Consider the following 20745-nt stretch of genomic DNA (forward strand, 5'->3'; position numbering starts at 1 on the left):
CGAAGCGTTCAGGTTAGACGCTGAAGGCTCCGCCCTTGATGGCGGATACGAGGCCCGCGAAGGCGGCCGCGGGGACACGCAGTATGGGGCCGGTGGGGCGCTTGCTGTCGCGGATGGGGATCGCGCCGGATGGCGCGGAGGCGGGGGCCCATTCGACGCAGTCTGTGCCGTCCCGGTCGCTGTAGCTGCTCTTGACCCATGTGTTCATTTCGGTGCCCTCCCGTCAGGGATTGAGGCTTTCGCCCTTGAGGGAGGATATGAACCCCGCGAAGGCGGCTGAGGGGAATCGCAGGACGGGGCCGTCCGGCGTTTTACTGTCCCGGACGGGGGTGGAGTCGGGGATATCTAGGCCGATTTCCACGCAGTTGGTACCGTCGGGGTGGCTGTGGCTGCTCTTCACCCAGCGCGCGACGCTTGTAGCTACTTTCACGACCCCTCCCATACTCTTCCAGTGCGTCTCTGATGAAGGCGACTGATTCGCTCGCTGACAGGCAGTCGGCTCTGAGCACATCGTACGTGCGGGTGTGTCGGGCGACGACTGCCGGATCGTCACTGAAGTGCCCCCTTTCCAGAGACTCGAAGTACACCCACTCTTCTCCGTCGATAAGTTTGAGGATCGTCATCGACGTTCTCGGGCGCAGGAGTTGGCTGTTACTTGCCGGAGCGATCTGAATGCGGATGTTGGGGAGCTTTCCTACGTCCAGCAGATGGCGGCACTGTGCCGCCATCACCTTCGGGGACCCGACCACGTTGCGGAGAGCGCTCTCGTCCACGACGACCATCAAGAGCGGACCGTCTGCACAAAGGAACCGCTCTTGCCTGGAAAGGCGAATACGGATGCGCTGCTCCCTCCTCGCCGGGTCCGTGTCATGGGCGAACAGTGCTTGTACGTACTCCTCGCTTTGCAGTAGCCCGGGCATCACATTGGCTTGAAACGCGAGGAGGCGTGTCGCCTTGGCCTCGAAGTTGATCCGGCGCTGAAACCAGTCTGGGTACGCCTGGTCGGGATACCAATCGGTCTCCCGCCATAGCTTGTACAGTGCACCGCCGGTGCGCAGCTTTGCGTCACACCGCTTTACGAGCGGTTCGCTCGGTACCCTGTCGCCCGTCTCGATGCGGCTCAGTACCGACCGCTCGCAGAGGATCTGCGGGGCCAGTGATTCCTGTGTTTCTCCTGCTGCCCGTCGGTAATGGGCGAGCAGTTGACCAAACGCGCGGCGCCCTCCCGGGGCGGAACTGGCGGCGTTGCGGGCGGACATGCCCCCTCCAACCCATGATCACGTGTCGTGTCAGTGCGTCACTGGCACGCCACGAAGTGTTGCGTGTCACTCATGGCGCGCGCAACTCTCCTGGTGGGGCGTGAAGTTGCGCTCCGTGGCACATGGGAAGGCGCACAGATGATCGAGTCCACGTACCGCCGTGCCGCCGGCGCGAGACCGTCGCACCGCACGCCGCCGAAGGCGTGCCCGGGCCGGGTGGAGGGTGCCGCGTGACGCACATGTCGTTCGGGCACGTGCTCGTCCCCAACCCCCAGGCGCCGTGCGCCGCGTGCACGCGCATCACCGAGGCGCGGCGCGCCGCCGAGCGCGCGGGCGACTGGCCCCGCGCGGAGCGGCTGCGCCGCGAGAGCCTGCGGCACGCGGAGGCGCACCGTGGCTGACTGGATCCCCCAGCCGCTCGAACTGATCCTGGACATCGAACGCGACCGGTTCGGCGTCGTCGTCGGCTGGGACCACGACACCCGCCGGATCACCCTCCGCCCGCCGGAGGGCGGACGGACCTGGCACCCGACGCGGTACCGCCGCGCCACCGCCACCGACAAGCTGCGCGCCCGCGTCAACAAGCTGAACAGGGAGGGACGTCCATGGTGACGCCGTGCGAGGCGTGCCAGTGGTGGGACACCGTGATCGGCCGGACCGAGGCGCGGGTGCGCACCGCGCCAGACCGCTGGGAGCGGGCCACCGCGGAGGAGCACCGGGCCCAGTACATCGCCAACCGGGCGGAGCACGTCCGCCGGGACCACGCGTGAACGTCACGGGTTCAGGCGGTCCCCACGCCGCGGTCCTTCGCGTGGCCGGTGGAGCTGGGGGTTGGAGCGGTCATGTCCTGTAGGCCGGTGACGGTCAGGAGCCGGAGTTTGCCGGCGGCTTCGCTGTCGGCAGCGGCGGTGAAGACGATGATGCGCAGGTCTGCGCCGTGGAGGGAGAGCACGTCGCAGTCGAGCTCGATCGGGCCGACTTGGGGGTGGTCGATGGTCTTGCGTCCGCTGGCGTGGTGCGCGACGGCGGAGCCGTCCCAGAGGCGGGCGAAGTCCGTGTTCGATCGGCGCAGGTCGCCGATCATGGCGGCCAGCCGGCGGTCGGCCGGGTAGCGCGAGGCGACGCCGCGCAGGTCGGCGACCAGGGCGGCCCGGTGCCCCTCTGGGGAAGGGTGCCGGACCCGGCCGGGGTCGTTGTGGAAGGTGCGCCAGACCAGGTTCGTCTCGCGGCCGGCGCGGCGTCGTGTCTCGCCGTGCAGGGCCGCCCACAGGTCGTTGTGTTCCAGCAGGGTCCAGGCCGCGTCGAAGACGGCGATCGGCACGTTGCCCAGACGGTTGAGCAGCCGTTGCACGTTGGGGCCGATCAGCTGGGGGACGGTTCCGTCGAGCTCGGCGGCGTGGCCGGCGAGCCGGCAGGCCAGCTTGAATTCGGCGTCGGTGAGTCGCAGGGCGCGGGACAGCGCCCGCAGGACGTCGGCGCTGGGGTGCGCGCGGCCCTGTTCGAGGCGTTTTGCCTGGCCCGACCCGGGCCAGGCAACCCCGGTTCCCGCAGGGCCAGACTCGGTCTAAGGCCCAGGGAAAGGGCCGAGGGGAAGGGAAGCCAGGGATGAGCACTCCGACCACGGACGCACCGGTCGCACTGCCGCTGCCCGAACGCGGCACGAACCCCCGCAGCGTCGCCTGCGCCCCGGACGGGCCGGCGGAAGCGACCGGGACCTTGCGCGAGCGCGACGGCGACCTGCCCAGGTGGCCGGGCCCCTTCCCCCTCGTCAATCGCTCCACCACTCATCGATCCCGAAAGGATCCGTGATGTCGTCCTTCCTCGTCATCGGAGCCACCGGAAACGTCGGCGGCGCCCTGGTCATCCAGCTCCACGAGCAGGGCCACCACGTGCGGGCCCTGGTCCGCAGTGCCTCGCGGGCCGAACTGATTCCGGCCGGCATCGACATCGCCGTCGGCGACCTGGACGACGCCGAGAGCCTGACCCAGGCCGCCCGTGGTGTCGACGGCGTCTTCTTCATGCAACTCGCCCCGCTGCCCGCACAGGCCGAGAACATGATCAAGGCCGCCCGTACCGCCGGAGTACGCAAGATCGTGGTGCTGTCCTCCATCGGTACCGTCCTGGAACCGCTGCCGCTGATCGGAGCCAGGATCGCCGCCCGCGACCAGGTCTTCCGTGGCTCCGGGCTCGACGTCACCTACCTGCGCGCCAACACCTTGATGACGAACGCGACATGGTGGTGGCCCACGATCCGCGACGAAGGCCGCGTCTACGACGCGAGCGACCCCGGCAGGACCGTGCCCGTCGACCCCTTCGACATCGCCCGTGTCGCCGCCCTCGCCCTCACCCAGGATGGCCACGCCGGCCGCGCCTACATCCTCAACGGCCCGCAGGCGCTCACCGCCCGCGAGCAGGTGGAGATCCTCGCCGACGTCCTGGGACGGCCGATCGAGTTCGTGCCGCTGCCCCCCGAGCAGTTCGCCCAGCGGAGCATCGAGCGGGGTACTCCGCCCGAGATGGCCGCCGCAGTGCGGAACCTCAACGAGCTGTTCCGCGCCGGACGCGCCGGAGTCATCAGCGACGACATCACCAACCTCACCGGCTCCGCCCCGCAGACCTTCCGCCAGTGGTGCGAGGAGCATGCGGGCGAATTCCACTAAGACCATGTCGCACGTGGCAGTTGGCCGTTGTTGCGGTCACAGGGGGGAGTGGGCGGCGAGCCTTTGCCGCCTGTGGCCGGACCTTCGACGGTGGGACCGTCTTCAAGCTCAGGTCAGGTCGTTCATAACGCCTATCAGAAGGGCGAGCGCCAGTGTTCCGTGGACGACTATTCCCACAGTCGCCGGGATCCTGACTCCCTTGCTCAGGCGGCCGCTGCGTCGGGCGACGGCCGAACACGACAGCCACAGCCCCAGCACCGGCAGGACGAGGAACCCGATGAATCCCAGCAGTCTGATGCCGTACGTCTCGCTCTGCATTGGGAAGAGACACAGCAGCCATGTCAGGGGGATGAGCAAAAGGGCGAGGAGTAGCCGGACAGCGCGGGACACCGGTCCTCGGAGAGCCCGGCTCAGCGGGGGCCGAGGAGGTCGCGGCGGCACGAACGCGGTGTGCGTCGGCGGACGGAAACCGGGCTCCTGCGGTGGGCTGGAGACAGGTTGTCGCGGCGGTGTCGTCGGCGCCTCGGGCTGCGGCATTCCGAAGGGTCCCGCGGGCTCGGCGGCGTTGCGGGCGAGAATGAAACGGCCGGCGTCATGCCGGGAAGAGCAAGTCGGCGCTGGTCTGCGGTCGCGCGCGAGGGCGTCTGCGGTGCGGGCGTAGACGAGGTTCAACGGGAGGCCCCCGGGATGGCCGGGCACGCCTTGTTCGACCACGTCGACGAAGTACTTCGTGAAGTACGTCTGGGGGCGGGGTGCCACGCGGTCCGGTTCGAATCCGGCTTTGTTGTAGGCGCCGCTGGCGGCCAGGGTGATGGCGCCCGTGCCGGCCGTCATGTCGATCAGCCGCTCAGTGGCATGGCCGTCGCCGAGGCAGTGCCGCGGCTGGGTGGCGACACCGGCGAAGCAGCAGTCCAGGATGAGGATCTTCGTCTGGGCCTCGCATGCCCGCAGGGCGGCACGCACATCGGCGAACGGAAGCCCGATGGTCGTTCGCCGGTAGCCTTCCTCAGGGGACTCACACAGTGCCAGGCACAGTTCGTCTTCCACGGAGTGGCCGTGGCCCACAAAATAGAAAAGGGCGACATCCGTGACGTCCTCATATGCGGTCATGAGAGTGTCCGGCAGACCTCCGCGGCGACGTGGGTCGCGCTCGATGTGCACCCGGTGAGCAGGCCAGTCGCACAGGGGGCCGGTGAGCAGCCCCGCCATCCGATCCAGGCTGTTGCCGGCGGGCGGTACAGGCGGCAGAAACCTGTAGTCCGACACCCCGATCAGGACTGCTCGTGAACGCGAGTAGTCCCGCAAGGGACTGTCACTCATCGAGCAATCGCTCCAGAATCGGCATCACCTCATCCACGTTGGTAGCCTCCAGGACAAGTCGCTCCCCACGAACGGTCATCTCGATCCGTAGGCCCGACCGCCGCGAGCGAAAGAACTCCGGCAGCGTCCTGAACGCCTCCACCACACCCGCGCTGCTGGCGAGCACGACCAGCACGTCGAACGTGCCCAACTCCCCGTGCCCCGGCCGGCCGGGTGCCATGGCCACGTCCGTGCCCGGCTGGCCGCGCAGCCAATCCCGCAGCGGAAGCATCTGCGAGGGATCGGAAACGGTCAGCTCGATGTTGTCCCCCATGCCGGTCCCCCGTTACCCCACTCGGCTCGGCGCCCGTTCGATCCGGATCCGGATATCGTGCCGGGTCGGTCATCCTGCCACGGGAATGGACCCTCACGTACGAGAATCAGCACATCGGACGTGCCGGCTCCCGGGAGACGGTTCCCGCGTGCGCAACGCCGCTTTGACGTCGGTACGGCCCAGGGTTTCACCGAATGCCTTCAGGGCGCGGTCAAGACCGGCCGTCGTCTCGTCGGGGTGGTTCACCAGGGCACCGTCCGCCCCTCGCGGTCCAGGTACGCCAGGCCGGGGGTGCCCAGCCGGGACAGCAGGACGTCCACGAGGAGCGGCGCGCTCTCCTCGACGGTGAAGGGCGCGTCGGGGCCCCCGAGTTCGGTGCGGATCCAGCCCGGCGCCAGGAGGACGCAGCCGCGCCCGGCGTGGGCCTGGGCCTGCCGGACCGCGAAGGAGCGCAGGAACATGTTCAACGCCGCCTTGCTGCCCCGGTAGAGCTCGCGGCCCGCGGTCGTGTTGTTCGTGATGCTGCCCTGTCCGGACGACATCGCTCCGATGAGGCCCGTGGGGGACACCAGGTCTTCGAGTGCCTCGATCGCGCGCAGGGGGCCGAGGGCGTTGGTGGTCATCACCTCGACGAAGGCGTCCGTCGTCACCTCGCCGATGGGGGTCCACTCGTCGCTGGTGGTGCCGGCGTTGACGAAGAGGAGGTCGAGCCGGTCGCGTTCCGCCAGGCGCTCGTGCAGGCGCTCGTGCAGGGGCGGCAGGTGGCCGGGCTCGTTGACGTCGAGGTGGTCGATGGTGACGCGCCCGTCGGCACGTTCCGCGAGATCGTGCAGGGGGGTGCGCGCGGAGGGGTCGCGGACCGTGCCGATGACGTTCCAGCCCCGCCGGACGAACTCGGCCGCCATCGCGTGGCCGAGGCCGCGCGAGGCTCCGATGACGAGGGCGGTCGGTGTTCGCCGCCCTGTGCTGCTGGTCGATGGCATACGACGGTCGTCTCCGTTTCGTCGGTGGTTCGGTGGTTCGGTCGTACGGGGGGAGTCTGCTCGCCGTGCCGTCCCGGGGCGATCCGGGCGGGCCGGTTCGTAGGATTCCCGCTGTGACAGGTGCCTCCGCGTCCGGATCCTTCGAGATCCAGCCCGACGACGTCCGAATCATCCGCGCGTTGCAGGTCGCGCCCCGCGCGTCCTTCGCCTCGATGGCGGCCGCGCTCGGCCTCACCGAGAGCGCCGTCAACCGCCGGTACCGGCGCCTGTGCGCCGAGGGCGTCCTCCGCGTCGTCGGGGTGGTGAACCCGGGAGCGCTGGGGCAGAGCAGGTGGCTGGTGCGGCTGCGCTGCCGGCCCGGCAGCGTCGAGGCGATCGCGAACGCGCTCGCCCGGCGGGACGACGTCAACTGGGTGGCCGTGGGGGCGGCGGGCTCCGAGGTCACGTGCGCGACGCAGTCGCGGGACCGGGCGCAGCGCGAGGAACTGCTCGGCCGGCGGCTCCCGCGCACCGCCGCGGTGCTCGACATCGACGCGTTCGCCATGCTCCGCCAGTTCATGGGAGGCCGCGGCCACTACTGGGCCGCGCTGCGCGGCACGCTGTCCCCCGAGCAGGAGGCGATGCTCGCCGGGGAGGAACAGCCGTTCACGGAGTCCCCGGTGGTCGCCGGCGACCCCGTACGTCTCACCCCCGAGGACGAGCGGCTTCTCGACGCGCTCGCCGCGGACGGCCGGGCCGGTCTCGTCGCCCTCGCCGCGGCGACGGACTCCACGCCGGGCCGGGCGTCCCGCCGCCTCCGCGCCCTGCTGCGGCGACGCGTCGTGTACTTCGACGTCGAGATCGCCCCGGCGGCCCTGGGCTTTCACGCACGGGCCAACCTGTGGCTGCGGGTGCACCCGTCGGAGGTGAAGAACGTCGGCCGCGCGCTCGCGCGGGAACCCGAGATCGCCTTCGCGGCGGCCATCTCCGGCCCGTACAACATCCATGCCGTCGCCCACTGCCGGGACTTCGACGAGCTCTTCGAGTTCACCTCCGACCGGATCGGTGCCCTGCCCGGTTTGCAGAGCATGGAGGTGTCGCCCGTTCTGCGGCACGTCAAGCAGGCGGGCACGCTCGTATCGGGTGATCGCCTCGTCGGGGCAGCGGATCCCCGGCGGCTTCCGTCCGCTCCGGCCTGATCGTGAGCCGCGTCGCCTGATCGTGAGCCGCGTCGCCGGGACGTGAGTCGCGTCGCCGGGACGTGAGCCGTGTCGGCCGGAAGGTGATCTGCGTCGCCCGGCAGGTGATCCGCGCCGGCGCGAGCGTGATCGGCGTCGGCCGGAAGGTGATGCGCGACGCTCCGGACGTGATGCGCGCCGCCCGTAACGTGATCGCGCCGCCCGGAACGTGATCTGCGTCGCGATTCGGCCACCCGCCGTTTCCCGGGGCCGCCCAGTGTGAAGGCGAGCCGCGAAAACGGGCCAGGGTGGGGAACGCCCGCCGGGCCCGCGCTCCGCAGGAAAGGAAACCGAGCCTTGCCAAAAGGCAGCAGCGCCGCGGTCCGGCGCGACGGCAGCGATGCGAGGGCCGCGGCCGACAGCCGGCACCCGGCGCTCTCCCGGGCGGCCGAACGCCGTCGCGCCTCCCGCTCGCGGCGCACGGACGTCACGGTCACGGACGAGCGGCTGGTGAGACGCGCGGTGAAGGCGGCGGCGCTCGGCAACGCCATGGAGTGGTTCGACTTCGGCGTCTACAGCTACCTCGCCGTGACGATCGGCGACGTCTTCTTCCCGTCCGGCGACGGCGCGGTGCGGCTGCTGTCGTCCCTGGCCACCTTCGCCGTGGCCTTCCTCGTACGACCGCTCGGCGGGCTGTTCTTCGGGCCGCTCGGCGACCGCGTCGGCCGCAAGCGGGTGCTGGCGCTGACGATGGTGCTGATGGCCGCCGGCACGTTCGCCATCGGCCTGATCCCCTCCTACGCGGCCATCGGATTCTGGTCCCCGGTCCTGCTGATCCTGCTCCGGATGCTCCAGGGCTTCTCCACCGGGGGCGAATACGGCGGCGCCTCCACCTTCATCGCCGAGTACGCGCCCGACAAACGCCGTGGGTACTACGGCAGTTTCCTCGAATTCGGCACCCTCGCCGGTTACGTCGGCGCCGCCGGACTCGTCACGCTCATGAGCGCGTGGCTGGGCGGCGACGGGATGCGGGAGTGGGGGTGGCGCGTCCCCTTCCTCGTCGCCGGACCGCTCGGGCTCGTCGGCCTGTACCTGCGGCTGCGGCTGGAGGACACGCCGGCCTTCCGGAAACTGACCGAGGAGCCCGCCGACCGGAGCCGTCACCGGGAGGCGACGGCCGGGCTACGGGAGATCTTCACCACGCAACGATCCCGGCTGGCCCTGTGCGTCGTCCTGGCCGGCGCCTACGGCATCACCGACTACATGCTGCTCTCCTACCTGCCCACCTACCTGACCGACCGGCTGGGGTACGACGACGCGCACGGCGTGGCCGTCCTCGTCGTGACGATGCTGCTGCTGATGTGCGTCATCACGACGGTGGGCCGGCTCAGCGACCGCGTGGGCCGGAAACCGCTGCTGATGGCGGGTATGGGCGGCTTCGTCGTGCTGTCGGTACCGGCGTTTCTGCTGATCGGACAGGGGAGTCTGCTCGCCGTGCTCGGCGGCATGCTCCTGCTCGGCCTTCCCCTGGTCTGCCTGCTCGGCACGATGTCGGCCGCGCTCCCCGCCCTCTTCCCCACCCGCGTCCGCTACGGCTCCCTCTCCATCGGCTACAACCTCTCCACCTCCCTCTTCGGCGGCACCACCCCGCTGATCACCACCGGCCTGATCCACGCCTCCGGCAGCGACCTGGCCCCCGCCTGGTACGCGGCGGGCGCGGCCCTCGTCGGCGTGGCCGCGGTGGCCCGCATGAAGGAGACGGCCGGCCGGCCGCTGGAAGGGTCGCCGCCGTCGGTGGCGACGGAGGAGGAAGCGGCGGGGATCGCGGCCGGCCGGACGCCGGACGACGGCGCCACGGTGTGAGGCGGTCCCGCCGGAGCGGCGGGGAGAACCCGGGAGAGGCGCGCCGGGCGGGGTCCTGGTGCCGCATCGGCGCACGTTCGCCCTGTAGTGCCTCGGTTCGGATGGCGCAGTCTCGACGAACGTCCCGTCCGAAATCCGCCAGCATGTTGGCGGTCGGTCGGGCGAGGATCCGCTCGTGATCGCTGAAACGCAAGGAATCCGCATCCGGCATCGCGGACATGAACCGCAGGTCGATCCCACCGCCTACGTCGCGCCGACGGCCACGCTGGTCGGTGATGTGCGCGTGGGACCGAGGGCGCGCGTGATGTACGGTGCGGTGCTCGACGCCGAGGGGGCTCGGATCGAGGTCGGGGAGGCGGCGGTGATCTGCGAGAACGCGGTGTTGCGCGGGTCTGCGGTCGCCGGCGATCAGCCGGTGCTTGTCGGCGACCACGTCTTCGTGGGGCCGCACGCCACGCTGCTGGGCTGCGAGGTCGGCAGGTGCGTCTATGTGGCGACCGCGGCGACGGTCCTGCAGAGCGCGCGGTTGGGGGCCGGCTCGGTTGTCGCTGTCGGCGCGCTCGTCCATGCGCGCACCGTTCTGCCGGGCGAGTACTTCGTGCCGCCGCACACCGTGGCGCTTGACACGCCGGTGCGGCTGGTGGCCCCGGGCGATCCGGGCCTGGCCGAGGCCGTCGGCCGGGTGGGCTTCGCGCACGTGGCGTTCGGTGTCGACATGGAGTGGACCGACCGGATCAGCCGGTACGAGCACATCGCGGAGGTGCGCGTCGCCGAGTTCGGCACGCACTGGGACGACGAGGTTGTGAATCCCGGCTAGTGCCGCATCAGCGGCCCTTGTGCTGTGCGGAGGTGACACGCCGTCCGGATGCCACTCCGGCGGGCGCGCCCCCGGCAAGCTGTGTTGACGGCAGAGCGAGTGCGGGTCCGTGAGACCGATGACGACAGGGGCAGACGGCTGCTGCGGATCACCGCAGGGGCACCGGGTCGGTGGGCGAACGTTGCCTGATGCGGCACTAGTAGGCGGCGATCGCCCAGAAGAGGCCCACCTCGTCCTCGCTCACCGCGATCAGCCCGAGATCGCCCCAGAGGTCGATGCCGTCGATGTACTCGCAGGTGAGGAAGCCGCTGAAGCAGAAGTACGCGGAGAGGCCCGACGCGATGAAGTCGTGGGCGGGGTCGGAGGCGGCGGCCTCCGCGGTGGTCCGGAAGCGGGCCGTGGGGCCGTAGCGGTCGAGCAGCGTCCGGGCGTCCGCCAGGACGGCGTCCCGGTCCGGGCGGGACCGGACGGGGGCGGTTTCCGTCCCCCACGACTCGGTCATGATGGCGAGCGAGGCGACCGCCGCCTCCTTCTCCACAGGGTGCAGCAACTGGGAGAAACCGGAAGCGGGCGGCGGCTCGAAGGGGTAAGCGGGCACCGTCCGGCGGGCGGTGCTGTTGCGGTCCCAGTCCAGTCGTACCCAGCGGCGGGGATCGGGGACCGACCGGCGCATGACGGCGATGGCGTCCTGCGTCCAGTCCTCGTGCAGGCGGGGTCCGGTCGCCGCGAAGGTGTAGTGATCGTCGAGCAGCCGCAGCGCCGCCGCGTTCCAGGGGTTGCGGCGGCTGCGCAGTTCGTACAGCAAGCCGTTGACCTCCCGCTGGAAGGCGTCCTTCGGCTCGCGGGGGATGCCGTCGAGCCGGCCCAGGGCCCAGGCGACGAGTTCGTCCTCCCCTTCCCCGGCGCCGGGGCCGGCGAGAACGGGACGCTCCGGGAGGGGCGGCGGGCCGTCGGCGCCATGGTCGAAACCGTCGCACAGGGCGTCCGAGAGGGCTTCCAGGTAGGTGTCGAGGACGTCGATGGGCGACTGGTCGGCAGGATGGGACATGGCGTCACTTTAGGTACCCCGCGTAACCGGCCCGCCCTCGGGTCGGAGGTCGTGCCGGCCGGACGTCTGCCGTGGCGGTACTCGGCACGCACCGGCGGTGTCCTCGGCCGCCCGGGCCGGACGCGCGTGACGGCCGGGCCGGTGTTACGGCCGGCCGGAGGCGGTGGTCCGGGTGGGGCCGGGCCGCGACACCCCCGCCCTCAACGGGACTTGAGCACCTTCTCGATCGCCGCCATCACATCCCCCAGCGGCGCGTCCGTCCGCGCCACCGCCACCATGACCTCGCCCTCGGGGTGCGCCGTGACCACAGGCCCCTCCGGCAGCGGGGCGCGGCCCGCGCCGATGCCCTTGCCGAAGGTCTCGCGGACGATCGCGAACGCGTGGTCCAGCTGGGCCTCGACGTCGCCCTCGCCGCCGCTGCGGAGCCAGCGGCGGAGGACGTGGTTGTGGGCGGTGACGACGGCGGAGGCGGCGACCTCGGCGAGCAGCGGGTCGTCGTCGTGGTGCGTGCCCTCCTCGAAGTGGCCCAGGAGGTAACGGGTGAAGAGGCGTTCGTAGCGGGCGACGGAGGCGATCTCGCGCTCGCGGAGGGTGGGGACCTCGCGGGTGAGGCGGTAGCGCGCGACCGAGACGGCCGGGGAGGCCGCGTACATGCGCATGACCTCCTTGATGCCCCGGCACACCGTGTCGAGCGGGTTCTCGTGCGCGGGGGCAGCGTCCAGGACCCCGGCCGCGCGGACGAGGGTGTCGTCGTGGTCCGGGAAGATCGCCTCTTCCTTGGAGCGGAAGTGGCGGAAGAACGTGCGGCGGGCGACCCCGGCCGCCGCCGCGATCTCGTCGACGGTGGTGGCCTCGTAGCCCTTGGTGGCGAACAACTCCATGGCGGCGGCGGCGAGTTTGCGGCGCATGGTGAGGCGCTGGGCGGCGGCGCGCCGGGAGCCGGCGGCCTCCGGGGCGGGGGAGGACGGCGACGGGCGCGGGCCGGGCGGCCCGGGCTCCTCGGAGCCGCTGGTGGCGGTCCCGCGCGGGGAGCGGACGGACTTGGCGGGCTGGGACATGTGGGGAACGTAACACGCCCCCGCGCGCCCGCGCCGGGACGGACCGCCGACCGGTTCCAGCAGCCCGCCCCACCCTTCCGCCGCGCCCCGTACTCCCGGGCCCCCGGGCCGCTCGACCGCGTGGCTCGGGGCCGCCTCCCGGGAGCCCTCACCCGCGCCACGCGGCCCCGGGCTCCCGGACCGTTCGGCCGCGCCTCGCGCCGCCGGGCCCTTGGAGCTGTCGGCCGCGGCACGCGAATCCGAGGCCCCGGGACCGTCCGTCGGGCCTCGCCGGGCCGGGTTCGGGGAGTCCGCCGCCGCGTCCCGCGCCCCCGGGCCCCCGGAGCGTTCCGCCGCGGTCCCCGTGGCCGGGGCGTCAGGCCCGCGCATACTCGCGGAAGCCGCGTCCCGTCTTGCGGCCGAGGCAGCCCGCCGCGACCAGGTGTTCCAGCAGGGGCGCGGGTGCGAGGCCCGGGTCGCGGAACTCGCGGTGCAGGACGCGCTCGATGGCGAGCGAGACGTCCAGGCCGACCACGTCGAGGAGTTCGAAGGGGCCCATCGGGTAGCCGCCGCCGAGCTTCATGGCGGTGTCGATGTCGTCCGGCGAGGCGTAGTGCTCCTGCACCATCTTCACCGCGTTGTTGAGGTACGGGAACAGCAGCGCGTTGACGATGAACCCGGCGCGGTCCCCGCAGTCCACCGGGTGCTTGCGGACGGCCGCGCAGACCTCGCGGACGGTGGCGTGGGCGTCGTCCGCCGTCAGCACCGTCCGCACCACCTCCACCAGCTTCATCGCGGGCGCCGGGTTGAAGAAGTGCATGCCCACGACGTCCTGCGGGCGGGACGTCGCCCGGGCGCAGGCGATCACCGGCAGCGAGGAGGTGGTGGTGGCCAGGACGGCTCCGGATCGGCACACCTTGTCGAGCGCGGTGAACAGCTCCCGCTTGACGGCGAGGTCCTCGGCCACCGCCTCCACGGCCAGGTCCACCTCCGCGAGGGCGTCCAGGGAGCCGGCCGGGGTGATCAGTTCCAGGGCCGCGTCGCGCTGCCCGGCGGTGATCCGGCCCTTCTCCACCGAGCGGGCCAGTGACGCCGCGACCCGGGCGCGGGCGCCCTCCGCCTTGTCGGCGGTGCGGGCGGCGAGCACCACCGGGAGGCCCGCCCGGGCGAAGACCTCGGCGATGCCGCTCGCCATCGTCCCGGAGCCGACGACGCCGACGGAGCGCACGGGCCGGCCGGCCGTCCCGGTGCCGGACGCCCCGGGCGTCTCCGCGTCCGGGACGGTCTCCGACGAGCCCGGCGCCGCGTACGTGTAGAAGCCGCGGCCCGCCTTGCGGCCGGTCAGCCCGGCCGCGGCCAGCTGCCCGAGGATCGGCGCGGGCGCGTGCAGCCGGTCGCGCGAGGCCGCGTACATGGCCTCCAGCACGGTCCGGGCGGTGTCGACGCCGATCAGGTCCAGCAGGGCCAGCGGTCCCATCGGCAACCCGCAGCCCAGCTTCATCGCGGCGTCGATGTCCTCGCGGGACGCGTACCGCGACTCGTACATGGCGGCGGCCTGGTTGAGGTAGCCGAACAGCAGCCCGTCCGCGACGAATCCGGGCCGGTCGCCCACCGCGACCGGCTCCTTGCCCAGCTCGTGGGCGAGTTCGGTGACGGCGGCGACCGCGCTCGGGGCGGTGAGCACCGAGGAGACCACCTCCACCAGCTTCATCGCCGGCGCGGGGTTGAAGAAGTGCAGGCCGAGCACCCGTTCGGGATGGGCGGAGTCGGCGGCGAGGCGGGTGACGGACAGTGCGTTGGTGCCGGTGGCCAGGATCGCCGTGGGCGCGACGATTCCGTCGAGGGCGGTGAAGACGTCGTGCTTGAGCGCGTAGTCCTCGGGCACGACCTCGATCACCAGGTCGGCGCCGGCGGCGTCGGCGAGGTCGGCGGAGGTGCGGAACCGGCCCAGGGCGGCCCGGCGTTCGTCCTCGGTCAGCTTGCCGCGGGTGACCGCGCGGGCGGTGGCGGCGGTGAGCGACTCGACGGCTCGGCCGGCCGCCTCGGCGCTGACGTCGATGCCGACCACCTCGCGGCCGGCCCGCACCAGGGCCTCGGCGATGCCGGAGCCCATGGTGCCGAGGCCGACGACGGCGACGGACCGCAGCGGGCCGGCGGGGGCGGTGGCCTCGGCGGCGGTACGGCCGGTGGGGGTACGGCCGGTGGCGGGGGACGGCGGGACGGTGGACTGACGGTCCATGACGGGACTCCAGAGGGTGTTTTCCGGCCCGGGGGCCCGCAGGGAGCGGCGGCGGGCGTGCCCCGGGCACGGGGAACTCGGCGGGAGCGACGGGAGCTGCGGGAAATACGGGAGCTTCGGGGGCTGCGGGGTACCGGCCCGGCGGCGCTGCCGGGCGCGGAGGCGCGGCGCGTCCCCGCGCGGGCGCGGCGCCTTAAGGATTTCCGCGGACGGGTAAAGGGCGTCCACGGGGAGGGAGTCGTGCGAGCGGCCGGCCCTGTCCCGGGGCCGTGCCGTACTGGAGTGCCGAACCGGCGGACGGCACCGGGAACTCCGGTGCCACGACGGCCGCGTCACCGGCCGCCCGAGCCGGGGTGCGGCTCGTGCCGGGAGATTAACTCACCGGTAACCGCGAGCGCCAGGGGGCGGGGGCCCGAATTAGTATGTGGTACAGGCCACTCGGGGAGGAGCGGGAATGGAAGAGGAATTCCGCGTACTGCTGAAGCGGGTGCGGGCCGAACTGGTCTCCCCGGCCGAGTTCACGGCGTACGAACGGCTGCTGGCCCTCGCGCGCACCGACGGCCGCGCCGCCCGCGACGAGCTCGCGGAGGTACTGGTCGCCCCCGAACAGCCGCTCTGGGCCCGGGAGATCGCCGCCTTCGCGCTCGGCGTCCAGGGGGACCGGCGGGCCTTCGAGACGCTGGTGCTGCTGCTCAACTACCGGGAGCCGGTGCGGTGCGCCACCGCGGCGTACGCGCTCGCGCGGCTGCGCGACCCGCGGACGGCCCGCGCCGCCGCCGCCCTCGCCACCAACCCGCTGCGGACCGCGTACGCCGTCCACCCCGTCCGGCTGCTGACCGAGCTGCGCGCGCCCGAGTCCGTGCCCGCCCTCCTCTCCACGTTGGAGCGGCTGTTGGCCGCGCGGGACCACTGCTGGCCGGTCGCCCGGGCGTGTGTCGAGGGACTGGGTCTGCTCGGGGACCGGCGGGCCGAGGCGACCCTGGTCGCGGCGCGCGAGCACGAGCGGCTGCGGCCGGCGGCGATAGTGGCCCTCGCCCGGCTCAACGGCCGGCCCCTCCCGACGGTGCGCGCGCGCAACGGGCCGCGGGGGTGAGTGTGCGTTTCGACGGGCTGGATGGTGCGTCCGTGGGGGCAATCACCTGACCGGGCGAATTCCCTTTGCACAAGGTGAGTTGAGGTCAGCGGCAGGTAATGTGTGCGGCGGCGTCCTTCGGGGCGCCCCCCTTCATGGAGGGACCGGCGTACGTCGGTTCGCGGGGGACCCCGGACACCGGGTTCCTCCGGTAGCGGTCACCGGATCTTGGCCGTGTTGAAAGGGGGGCGCTCCTATGACAGGTCGCCACCGCAGGCCTCGCCCGTCGATCTGGAAGCGTTTCACGCGGAAGGTGAGGGAGTGGCTGCGGAAGGGCTGACCCTCGGCTCGCACAACCCAAGCCGAGGGCCGTAAAGCCCTTGGGTCCCGTCCGGATACCGGTCCGGGCGGGGCCCTTTTTCCGTGTGGACTCCACCGTTCGGCATCAGGTTAGCGCCCTTGCGGTGCGGGTGCACGGGGGTGCCCCCTCTGGGGGAGGGACCGGGGCGCCCCCCCCTCAAAGCCCCCGCACGTACCGCACCTCCACCACCGGCTCCCCGTCCACCGGATCCACACGCTCCGCGCCGTCGGCCGTGAACCCCGCGCGAGCGTAGAAGCGCCGGGCGCGCGCGTTCTCGCGGAGCACCCAGAGCCCCAGACGCGCATCCCCCCGTTCCCGCGCCCTCTCCAACACACCGGCGCACAGCGCCCGCCCCACGCCGGTTCCGACGAGCGCGGGGCGCACGTAGAGGGCGTACAGCTCACCGGCGGGCGCTGGGAGATCCTCGTCGCGGGAGGGGCCCAGGCAGGCCCAGCCGATCACGCCGTCGAGGGGGGACTCGGCGACCAGTTCCGCCATCGGGTACGCGGGTGACGACCGGCGCGCCCGGTGGGCGGCGGCGTCCGCGAGCGGGTCCATGGCGTCGAGGTACCGGTCGGGGACGAGTCCCCGGTACGCCGTCCGCCAGCCGCCGACCCGGATCTCCGCCACGGCGTCCACATCGTCGTCGGTCATCTTCCGTATGCGCACCATGCACGCACGTTAGCGGTCCCGGGATGCCCGCAGACGGAAACGTCGGGATGTACGCGGATCGAGCGCACCCCGATTTGGGCAGGTGGGGCGTTGGTGATTGGCTTTGCCCGCACCCGCGGGACGCGCGGGCTGCCGCACATATCGTCATCCCGGAATCCCGGAGGGCAAGTCATGGGCCAGGTCGAGGCCACCACCGAGCGGATCATCTCAGCGGACCCGGAGGAGGTGTTCGACACGCTCGCCGACTACAGCGGCACCCGTGCCAAGCTGCTGCCCGAGCAGTACAGCGAGTACGAGGTGCGGGAGGGCGGCGACGGCGAGGGCACGCTGGTGCACTGGAAGCTCCAGGCCACCAGCAAGCGCGTCCGGGACTGCCTGCTGGAGGTCACCGAGCCGTCCGCCGGGCAGCTGGTGGAGAAGGACCGGAACTCCTCCATGGTCACCACGTGGACCGTCACCCCCGCCGGTGAGGGGCGGGCCAAGGTCGTCGTCAGCAGCACCTGGACCGGCGCCACCGGCATCGGCGGCTTCTTCGAGCGGGCCTTCGCGCCCAAGGGGCTGGCCCGGATCCACGACGCCGTCCTCGCCCGGCTCGCGGCTGAGGTGGAGAAGGGCTGAGCCCCTGGAGGCGTCTCACCTGTTCGAGTGGTTTTCCCGGCCCGGCACCGGACCGTCACAACCCTTCCGACCGGCGGAAAGCCGTCACGGCCGTACTCCCGGGTAAAACGTCGCGCTTGCTCCCCGTTGTCGCGTAATGCGAAAAAAGGGCGGCCGGACGATCAGGCGCGACGACGGGAGCACACACGTGGGCGGGTCCATCTCCGAGGCCATCGTGGCGACGAGCGGTCCACCCGCCCTGCCCGCCGCGAACGGCCCCGTCCCGGCCGGGACCCCCGACCGGGACCCCCGGCCGGGACGGGGGAGGGTCCGCGTCGTCTTCACCGCGCTGATGCTCACCCTGCTCCTCGCGGCGCTCGACCAGACGATCGTGGCCACCGCGCTCCCGCGGATCGTCGGCGACCTGCACGGCGTCGACCGCATGACCTGGGCCGTCACCGCCTACCTGCTCACCTCCACGGTCGTGCTGCCGCTCTACGGCAAGGTCGGCGACCTGCTCGGCCGCAAGACCGTCTTCGTCTTCGCGATCGTCGTCTTCGTCCTCGGCTCCGGACTGGCCGGCTGGTCGCGGACCATGGACCAGTTCATCGCCTTCCGCGCGCTCCAGGGCGTCGGCGCCGGCGGGCTGCTGATCGGTGTGCAGGCGATCATCGCCGACATCGTCCCGCCGCGCGAGCGCGGCCGCTTCATGGGCGTCATCAGCGCCGCCTTCGGGCTCGCCTCCGTCGCGGGGCCGCTGCTGGGCGGGTTCTTCACCGACCACACCTCCTGGCGCTGGTGCTTCTACGTCAACGTCCCCTTCGGGCTGGTCACCCTCGCCGTCGTCCTCAAGGCCCTGGACCTGCCCCGGCCCACCGCCCGCGGCCGGTTCGACGTCCTCGGCGCGCTGCTGCTCAGCGCCAGCGCCACCTGCCTGGTGCTGCTGACCAGTTGGGGCGGCACCGAGTACGCCTGGACCGACCGCGTCACCCTCGGCCTCGCCGCGGGCGCGCTCGGCACGGCCCTGCTGTTCCTCGTCGTCGAGCAGTACGCGGCCGAACCCATCATCCCGCCCCACCTGTTCCGCGACTCCGTCTTCGTCGTCACCGGCCTGATCGGCGCGGTGGTCGGCGTCGGCCTCTTCGGCGCCGCCAGCTACCTGCCGACCTTCCTGCAGATGGTCGACGGGGCCGGCGCGACGGAGTCCGGGCTGCTGATGCTGCCGATGATGGGCGGCGTCGTGGCCGCCTCCCTCGTCGCCGGCCAACTCGTCAGCCGCACCGGCCACTACAAGCTGCTGCCCGTCCTCGGCTGCGCCCTCGCCGCCGAAGGCATGTACCTGCTGTCACACCTGGACGCCGGGACGGGCCGGCTGGTCTACAGCCTCTGGATGGCCGTCCTCGGCACCGGCATCGGCCTCTCCCTGCCCGTCCTGATCCTCGCGGTGCAGAACTCCGTCCACCCCGCCGACCTCGGCACCGCCACCAGCGCCAACAACTTCTTCCGGCAGATCGGCGGTTCGGTCGGCGCGGCCGTCTTCGGGACCCTCTTCGCGCACCGGCTGGCCCACCGCCTCGCCGCCGAACTGCCGCGCCGCGCCGGGCTCCCCGACGCCGACTCCCTCACGCCCGGCCTGGTGCACGCCCTCCCGGCGGCGCTGCGGGACGGCTACGTCCGGGCGTACGCGGACGCCATGCCGCGGATCTTCCTCTACCTGGTGCCGGTGTTCGTCCTCGGCTTCCTGCTCGCCTTCCTGCTGAAGGAGAAACCACTGGTGTCCCACAACGCCCCCGAAGCGCCCACCATCCCACCCGCCCGCAACGAGCCGACCCCGCCACCGCCCGCGCCGCTGATCACCGAACCGGATCCGGGGCGTGAGGCGTACGTCCGGGAGGCGGAGTACGTCCGGGAGGCGGCGTACGCCCGTGAGCCCCGGGAGGGGACGTACGTACGCGAGGGGGCGCGCGTTCCCGACGACGCGCCGTACGCCGCCGGGGTGCCCGTCACCGGCGCCGTGCAGCACCAGGACGGCACCACCGTCGCCCGCGCCGCGCTCACCCTGATCGACGCCCAGGGGCGGCAGATCGGGCGCGGCTCCAGCGGCGACGACGGCCGGTACGCGCTGAACACGCCCGGCACGGGCTCGTACGTCCTCATCGCCGCGGCCGGAGGCCATCAGCCGCAGGCGGTCACCGTGACCGTCGGCGACCGGCCGGTCGAACTCGACGTCGTCCTCGGCGGCGCGGGCCGGCTCGCGGGCACGGTCCGCGCCGCCGACGGCAGCCCGGTGTGCGAGGCGCTGGTGACGCTCACCAGCGTCCAGGGCGAGGTCGTCGCCTCCACCCGGACCGGGCACGAAGGCGGTTACGTCATCGGCGAACTCGTCGCCGGCGAGTACACCCTGGCCGCCAGCGCCCCCGCCTACCGTCCGGCCGCGCTCCCCGTCACCGTCCAGTCCGCCCGCGAGACCCGGCAGGACGTCGAGTTGGCGGGCGGCGCGGTACTGCGCGGGACGGTGCGCGCCGGAGGCGGCCGGCCGGTCGAGGACGCCCGCGTCACCCTGCTCGACGCGGGCGGGAACGTCGTCGACTCCGCGATCACGGGCGCCGACGGCACGTTCCGCTTCGTCGACCTGTCCGCGGGCGAGTACACCGTGGTCGCGGCCGGATACCCGCCGGTGGCCACGGTGCTCCAGGTCGCCGGGGGCGGCCGGACGGAACGGGATCTGCAGCTCGGCCACGCGGACCAGGGGCTGACGGACATGTTCCGGGAGCGGCACGGGAGGTGAACCGCCGCGTCGGCGGGCCTTGTTCAGGGGCGGTCGGCGCGGCGGTACACCGAGTGCTGGAGCTGGTCCTTGGCCGGTCCGGTGGTGCGCCAGGTGAGCCGCCACTCGTCGGCCGAGACGACGGTGAACGTTCCGTCGTAGCGGTCCCGGCCGCAGGGGTGGCGGGTGGTCCAGTGCCCGGTGCGCAGGTCCAGGGGGTGGAAGGGGCGGCCGTCGGCGAAGCGGACGTCGGCCGTGCCGTCCGGCCGGCCGTACAGCAGGAGCGTCCGGCCCGCCCGGCCGGTGACGCCGTTCCAGGTGAGCCCGCCGTCCTCGACGTGCAGCAGGTGCGTCGCGCCGGCGGCCGGGCGGAACACGGCCGTACCGCGGAAGGTGCCCTCCTGGCCGGTGGCCAGGTCGCGGAGGACGCGGTGCACCGTCCACCGCCCGGTGAGGTGCGCCACGGCGTCGGGAACGGGGTGGGGGGCTTCGGGGGCTGGTGGGGCGGTGGAGCTCATGGGGGCATTATCGCGGGAGGGGGAGGTGGCTCTTTCGGGGCGGCTGGTGTGGGTGGTGTGGT

Annotated in this window: 23 protein-coding genes; 11 read left to right on the forward strand and 12 right to left on the reverse strand. The window is 72.4% G+C overall.

The window, feature by feature from the left end; genetic code table 11:
- Window positions 1-13 precede the first annotated feature (13 nt).
- The 3 genes from J7W19_RS26435 to J7W19_RS26440 are packed head-to-tail and all read right to left on the reverse strand — an operon-like array spanning window position 14 to window position 1259.
- Window positions 14-208 carry a DUF397 domain-containing protein gene (locus J7W19_RS26435; protein ID WP_004945500.1) on the reverse strand — a complete coding sequence of 65 codons (195 nt, stop codon included), beginning with the start codon at window positions 206-208 and terminating at the stop codon, window positions 14-16.
- Between the two features lie 15 nt (window positions 209-223).
- The gene (locus J7W19_RS33185) at window positions 224-361 is read right to left on the reverse strand and encodes a DUF397 domain-containing protein (protein ID WP_233478181.1); all 138 of its coding nucleotides are present in this window, start codon (window positions 359-361) and stop codon (window positions 224-226) included.
- Window positions 312-1259, reverse strand: a complete 948-nt coding sequence (locus J7W19_RS26440) for a helix-turn-helix domain-containing protein (RefSeq protein ID WP_004945497.1) — start codon at window positions 1257-1259, stop codon at window positions 312-314. Before J7W19_RS26440 ends, J7W19_RS33185 begins: the two co-directional genes overlap by 50 nt.
- Window positions 1260-1489: 230 nt before the next feature.
- Here J7W19_RS26440 and J7W19_RS26445 point away from each other — a divergent pair, with 230 nt between their 5' ends.
- From J7W19_RS26445 to J7W19_RS26455, 3 genes are read left to right on the forward strand one after another with little or no spacing between them, the layout of a single operon-like run.
- A complete protein-coding gene (locus J7W19_RS26445; protein WP_158688781.1) occupies window positions 1490-1660 on the forward strand; it encodes a hypothetical protein in 171 nt (56 codons plus the stop codon).
- Window positions 1653-1871: a hypothetical protein gene (locus tag J7W19_RS26450; RefSeq protein ID WP_004945495.1), complete on the forward strand. Its 219-nt coding sequence runs from the start codon at window positions 1653-1655 to the stop codon at window positions 1869-1871. The genes J7W19_RS26445 and J7W19_RS26450 overlap by 8 nt, the downstream gene beginning before the upstream one ends.
- A complete protein-coding gene (locus tag J7W19_RS26455) occupies window positions 1865-2029 on the forward strand; it encodes a hypothetical protein (protein ID WP_158688780.1) in 165 nt (54 codons plus the stop codon). Before J7W19_RS26450 ends, J7W19_RS26455 begins: the two co-directional genes overlap by 7 nt.
- Window positions 2030-2040: 11 nt before the next feature.
- Here J7W19_RS26455 and J7W19_RS26460 read toward each other — a convergent pair whose 3' ends face one another.
- A complete protein-coding gene (locus tag J7W19_RS26460; RefSeq protein ID WP_004945492.1) occupies window positions 2041-2610 on the reverse strand; it encodes an MmyB family transcriptional regulator in 570 nt (189 codons plus the stop codon).
- A gap of 457 nt (window positions 2611-3067) precedes the next feature.
- Here J7W19_RS26460 and J7W19_RS26465 point away from each other — a divergent pair, with 457 nt between their 5' ends.
- Window positions 3068-3919, forward strand: a complete 852-nt coding sequence (locus J7W19_RS26465; protein ID WP_004945490.1) for an NAD(P)H-binding protein — start codon at window positions 3068-3070, stop codon at window positions 3917-3919.
- 108 nt (window positions 3920-4027) lie between these two features.
- Here J7W19_RS26465 and J7W19_RS26470 read toward each other — a convergent pair whose 3' ends face one another.
- The 3 genes from J7W19_RS26470 to J7W19_RS26480 form a co-directional block, all read right to left on the reverse strand.
- Window positions 4028-5239 carry a caspase family protein gene (locus J7W19_RS26470; RefSeq protein ID WP_158688779.1) on the reverse strand — a complete coding sequence of 404 codons (1212 nt, stop codon included), beginning with the start codon at window positions 5237-5239 and terminating at the stop codon, window positions 4028-4030.
- Window positions 5232-5552 carry an effector-associated constant component EACC1 gene (locus J7W19_RS26475; protein ID WP_004945484.1) on the reverse strand — a complete coding sequence of 107 codons (321 nt, stop codon included), beginning with the start codon at window positions 5550-5552 and terminating at the stop codon, window positions 5232-5234. Before J7W19_RS26475 ends, J7W19_RS26470 begins: the two co-directional genes overlap by 8 nt.
- Before the next feature lie 242 nt (window positions 5553-5794).
- A complete protein-coding gene (locus tag J7W19_RS26480; RefSeq protein WP_040889936.1) occupies window positions 5795-6535 on the reverse strand; it encodes an SDR family NAD(P)-dependent oxidoreductase in 741 nt (246 codons plus the stop codon).
- Window positions 6536-6648: 113 nt separating this feature from the next.
- Between J7W19_RS26480 and J7W19_RS26485 the strand changes: the two genes are divergently transcribed.
- The 4 genes from J7W19_RS26485 to J7W19_RS26500 all read left to right on the forward strand — a co-directional run bounded on the left by J7W19_RS26485 (window position 6649) and on the right by J7W19_RS26500 (window position 10372).
- Window positions 6649-7713, forward strand: a complete 1065-nt coding sequence (locus J7W19_RS26485; protein ID WP_004945479.1) for an Lrp/AsnC family transcriptional regulator — start codon at window positions 6649-6651, stop codon at window positions 7711-7713.
- Window positions 7714-7775: 62 nt separating this feature from the next.
- Complete coding sequence (locus J7W19_RS26490) at window positions 7776-7925, forward strand: hypothetical protein (RefSeq protein ID WP_158688778.1); 150 nt, start codon at window positions 7776-7778, stop codon at window positions 7923-7925.
- A gap of 124 nt (window positions 7926-8049) precedes the next feature.
- Window positions 8050-9555 (forward strand): MFS transporter, encoded by a 1506-nt coding sequence (locus J7W19_RS26495; RefSeq protein WP_004945476.1) that lies wholly within the window; start codon window positions 8050-8052, stop codon window positions 9553-9555.
- Window positions 9556-9730: 175 nt separating this feature from the next.
- Entirely contained in the window at window positions 9731-10372 is a 642-nt protein-coding gene (locus J7W19_RS26500) for a gamma carbonic anhydrase family protein (RefSeq protein WP_004945473.1), read from the forward strand.
- 196 nt (window positions 10373-10568) lie between these two features.
- Here J7W19_RS26500 and J7W19_RS26505 read toward each other — a convergent pair whose 3' ends face one another.
- The 3 genes from J7W19_RS26505 to J7W19_RS26515 form a co-directional block, all read right to left on the reverse strand.
- On the reverse strand, window positions 10569-11420 hold the full coding sequence (locus J7W19_RS26505) for a hypothetical protein (protein WP_004945466.1): 852 nt from the start codon (window positions 11418-11420) through the stop codon (window positions 10569-10571).
- Window positions 11421-11620: 200 nt separating this feature from the next.
- Entirely contained in the window at window positions 11621-12478 is an 858-nt protein-coding gene (locus tag J7W19_RS26510; RefSeq protein ID WP_004945463.1) for a TetR family transcriptional regulator, read from the reverse strand.
- A gap of 355 nt (window positions 12479-12833) precedes the next feature.
- Window positions 12834-14696 carry a 3-hydroxyacyl-CoA dehydrogenase family protein gene (locus J7W19_RS26515; protein ID WP_004945461.1) on the reverse strand — a complete coding sequence of 621 codons (1863 nt, stop codon included), beginning with the start codon at window positions 14694-14696 and terminating at the stop codon, window positions 12834-12836.
- A 454-nt stretch (window positions 14697-15150) separates the two neighbouring features.
- On the opposite strand from J7W19_RS26515, the gene J7W19_RS26520 reads away from it, so the two are divergent.
- Window positions 15151-15789 (forward strand): HEAT repeat domain-containing protein, encoded by a 639-nt coding sequence (locus J7W19_RS26520; protein WP_004945459.1) that lies wholly within the window; start codon window positions 15151-15153, stop codon window positions 15787-15789.
- 496 nt (window positions 15790-16285) lie between these two features.
- Here the strand turns inward: J7W19_RS26520 and J7W19_RS26525 are convergent, their stop codons facing one another.
- A complete protein-coding gene (locus J7W19_RS26525) occupies window positions 16286-16801 on the reverse strand; it encodes a GNAT family N-acetyltransferase (RefSeq protein WP_004945455.1) in 516 nt (171 codons plus the stop codon).
- Between the two features lie 171 nt (window positions 16802-16972).
- Here J7W19_RS26525 and J7W19_RS26530 point away from each other — a divergent pair, with 171 nt between their 5' ends.
- Window positions 16973-17419 (forward strand): SRPBCC family protein, encoded by a 447-nt coding sequence (locus J7W19_RS26530; protein WP_004945453.1) that lies wholly within the window; start codon window positions 16973-16975, stop codon window positions 17417-17419.
- 136 nt (window positions 17420-17555) lie between these two features.
- Window positions 17556-20186 (forward strand): MFS transporter, encoded by a 2631-nt coding sequence (locus tag J7W19_RS26535; RefSeq protein WP_078588044.1) that lies wholly within the window; start codon window positions 17556-17558, stop codon window positions 20184-20186.
- Between the two features lie 23 nt (window positions 20187-20209).
- On the opposite strand, the gene J7W19_RS26540 is transcribed toward J7W19_RS26535, so the two are convergent.
- Window positions 20210-20683 (reverse strand): DUF6314 family protein, encoded by a 474-nt coding sequence (locus tag J7W19_RS26540; protein WP_051072609.1) that lies wholly within the window; start codon window positions 20681-20683, stop codon window positions 20210-20212.
- Window positions 20684-20745 lie beyond the last annotated feature (62 nt).

This window comes from Streptomyces mobaraensis NBRC 13819 = DSM 40847 (assembly GCF_017916255.1).
Taxonomy (GTDB): Bacteria; Actinomycetota; Actinomycetes; order Streptomycetales; family Streptomycetaceae; genus Streptomyces; species Streptomyces mobaraensis.